A 3067-nucleotide genomic window follows, 5' to 3' on the forward strand; every position below is an offset into this window, starting at 1 on the left:
CAACTGCAGGATGGACTGCGCCAATACATTCACTACTACAATCATGACCGCATCAAGCTCAAACTAAAAGGGCTGAGTCCCGTGCAATACAGGACTCAGCCCTTTCCGGCCTAGCCATCAACCGTCCAACTTCTGGGGGTCAGTTCACATCGCTCTGGCTTTTTTTACGCCTTTTACTAGACGACTATTGCCGGGCGAAGGCGGCGATGGGGTCGTCGTCTTCCTGGGTGGGCGCAGGGGCGGGCGAGGGGGCTTCTGGGGCGGGCGCCGGCGTCATCGGCAAATTACTAGCTGCCACCACGCGGCGGGCGCCGTTGTAGCGGGAGGCCCAATAAGACTTGCCCATGTCCTCGAGCCGCACCGTGCCACCGGTGGCGGGCGCATGGACGAAGCGGTTCTGGCCGACATAGATGCCTACGTGGGAATTGGCGCGTCCCGTGGTGTTGAAGAACACGAGGTCGCCGGAGGCCACCTGGCTGCGGTCCAGCGACGAACCGCGCTGGCCCATCTGCTCGGTCGTGCGGGGCAGGTTCACGTTGGCGGCGCGCTGCACCACGTAGCGAACCAGGCCGCTGCAATCGAAACCGGAATCGGGGGTGTTGCCGCCGTAGCGGTAGGGGGTGCCGACCAGCGACATCGCCTGGATCGAGATTTCCTCAAGTCCGGCGCTCGGGTCGATCATCGGTTTGCCGGGTGCCCGGGGCACGGACGAACCCTGCCGGGGCGGCGGCCCGCCGGCGCAGGCGGCCAGTAGCAGCGCGGCGGCACTCACCGCGAGGGCGGCGGTGCCGGAGGCATTGAGAGAGAAAAGGCGAAGCGGGCGCTGCGGCATCCTTCTTTTTGTTCGGTTGCCGGGTCACGCGTCCGTCCGCGGTGCAGCGCGGTTAGCGCATTGTTAATGCATCACCAGCGAAGCTGGGCGTTGCGCGTGCCGGTGCTGATCTTCATGGACTTGGCCTGACCCTTATAGGTCGCTTCGATATTGTAGCTGCCTTCGGGCGCACGTATGAGGCAGCGGGGGCCGCCAGCCTTGAAATTGGCCACCGGCTGGCCGTCGCGTGTCAGATTGACGTCAACTTCCGACAAAAATTCGCCATTCGGGCCCTGTGTGAACAGGATGCCCATGTTGAAGTTCTTCTCCTGCTCGGTCAGTTTGGCGCGCTCATCCTCCGCCACGCCGCCGCAGACATAGCTGACGGGGCCCATCGTGCGGATGACCATTTCCTCGGCCGCCCGGGCCGGACGCCAGGTGGCGGCGATGACCAGCGACGTGCCGATCAGCGTGGCCGCCAGGATGCGGCGCCGCCGCGTGGTGCGCGAATGGCGGGAAAACAGGGTCCGTGGATTGCCGGACAGGTAGGGATTGAACGATTGTGGCTTGTCCATCGACGCCTCCGTATCGACATGAACACCGGACGATCATAGCGCCACTGCCGCGCTTTGGCTGTCAGCCAAAGCCCGACGCGACGTGACGACATGGGCGGACATCCACGCGGACGCCCGGATCCGGGTAAAAGGGAGACGAACGCCGCCCGGCGGACAATGCCGGGCGGGCGGTACTTAAAGAACGTCCGCCGCGTGGTCGGCCAGGCGCGAGCGTTCGCCGCGCGCCAGCGTGACGTGGCCGCTGTGGCTCCAGCCCTTGAAGCGGTCTACCACATAGGTCAGGCCCGACGAGCCCTCGGTCAGGTACGGCGTGTCGATCTGCGCGATATTGCCCAGGCAGACGATCTTGGTACCGGGGCCGGCCCGCGTGACCAGCGTCTTCATCTGCTTCGGCGTCAGGTTCTGGGCCTCGTCGATGATGACGAACTTGTTCACGAACGTGCGGCCGCGCATGAAATTCATGCTCTTGACCTTGATGCGCGAGCGGATCAGCTCCTGCGTGGCCGCTCGGCCCCAGTCACCGGCGCTGTCATCGCTCTTCTGCAGGACTTCGAGGTTGTCGTCGAACGCGCCCATCCAGGGCTGCATCTTCTCTTCCTCGGTACCCGGCAGGAAGCCGATGTCCTCGCCCACGGGCACGGTGGCGCGGGTGACGATGATCTCGTTGTAGAGCTTCTGGTCCAGCACCTGCTCCAGGCCGGACGCCAGCGCCAGCAGCGTCTTGCCGGTACCGGCCTGGCCCAGCAGCGTGACGAAGTCGATGTCCGGGCTCATCAGCAGGTTCAGCGCGAAGTTCTGCTCGCGATTGCGGGCCACCACGCTCCACACGTTGTTCTTGTTGTGGGTGTAGTCCTTCAGGGTCTGGAGCAGGGCGGTCTTGCCGTTGATTTCCTTGACCTGCGCGTACAGCGGCAGGCTACCGTCCATCGGTTCCAGGTAGACGAACTGGTTGACCAGGAACGACGGCACCAGCGGCCCGGTCAGGCGATAGAACATGGCGCCGGACTTCGGGTCCTGCCAGCTTTCCACGCCCTTGCCGTGCTTGGCCCAGAAGTCGTTGGGCAACTGCATCACGCCCGCGTAGAGCAGGTCCTTGTCTTCCAGGACCTGGTCGTTGAAGTAGTCCTCGGCCGGCAGCCCCAGCGCACGCGCCTTGATGCGCATGTTGATGTCTTTCGACACCAGCACGACCTGGCGCTCCGGGAACTGCTGCTGGAGCGCACTGACCACGCCCAGAATCTGGTTGTCGGCCTTGCCCTGCGGCAGGCCTTCGGGCAGCTTGATCTCGTTCAGGCGGGTCTGGAAGAACAGCTTGCCCTGCGCATCGCGGTTGCCGAGCGTGGCCAGCGGCAGGCCGTCGTCGAGCACGCCGTCGGTGGCGCCGACCAGCGAGTCGAGCGTGCGGCTGACCATCCGCGCGTTGCGAGCGACTTCGCTCATGCCCTTCTTGTGGTTGTCCAGCTCCTCGAGCGTCATCATCGGCAGATAGATGTCGTGCTCTTCGAAGCGGAACAGCGAGCTCGGGTCGTGCATTAGCACGTTGGTGTCCAGCACGAACAGCTTGCTGGGCCCCTCGGCCTTGCGGGCGCGGCGCGTGGGGCCGGCCGCCGGCTTGACCAGGCTCACGGCCGGCGCGGACGGGGCGGTCGTGGCTGGCGCCGGGGCGTCCGGGGTGCGGGCG

4 protein-coding genes are annotated in these 3067 nt (G+C 65.2%); 1 reads left to right on the forward strand and 3 read right to left on the reverse strand.

Features of this window, described 5'->3' with window-relative positions:
- Positions 1-114: IS3 family transposase (locus AC1DEL_RS27365; RefSeq protein ID WP_441592170.1), on the forward strand; the 114-nt coding region annotated here is incomplete at its 5' end.
- A 70-nt stretch (positions 115-184) separates the two neighbouring features.
- Here the strand turns inward: AC1DEL_RS27365 and AC1DEL_RS27370 are convergent.
- The 3 genes from AC1DEL_RS27370 to AC1DEL_RS27380 all read right to left on the reverse strand — a co-directional run.
- Positions 185-832 (reverse strand): C40 family peptidase, encoded by a 648-nt coding sequence (locus AC1DEL_RS27370; RefSeq protein ID WP_477126467.1) that lies wholly within the window; start codon positions 830-832, stop codon positions 185-187.
- A 71-nt stretch (positions 833-903) separates the two neighbouring features.
- The gene (locus AC1DEL_RS27375; RefSeq protein WP_441593578.1) at positions 904-1386 is read right to left on the reverse strand and encodes a hypothetical protein; all 483 of its coding nucleotides are present in this window, start codon (positions 1384-1386) and stop codon (positions 904-906) included.
- 174 nt (positions 1387-1560) lie between these two features.
- Positions 1561-3067 (reverse strand): PhoH family protein (locus tag AC1DEL_RS27380; RefSeq protein WP_477159239.1); only part of this gene is annotated, 1507 nt, incomplete at its 5' end.

Source organism: Cupriavidus sp. 10L43_2, assembly GCF_056395265.1.

Coding starts and splice junctions, on each gene's coding strand:
- AC1DEL_RS27370 (WP_477126467.1), bottom strand. CDS start 832: ATGCCGCAGCGCCCGCTTCGCCTTTTCTCTCTCAATGCCTCCGGCACC.
- AC1DEL_RS27375 (WP_441593578.1), bottom strand. CDS start 1,386: ATGGACAAGCCACAATCGTTCAATCCCTACCTGTCCGGCAATCCACGG.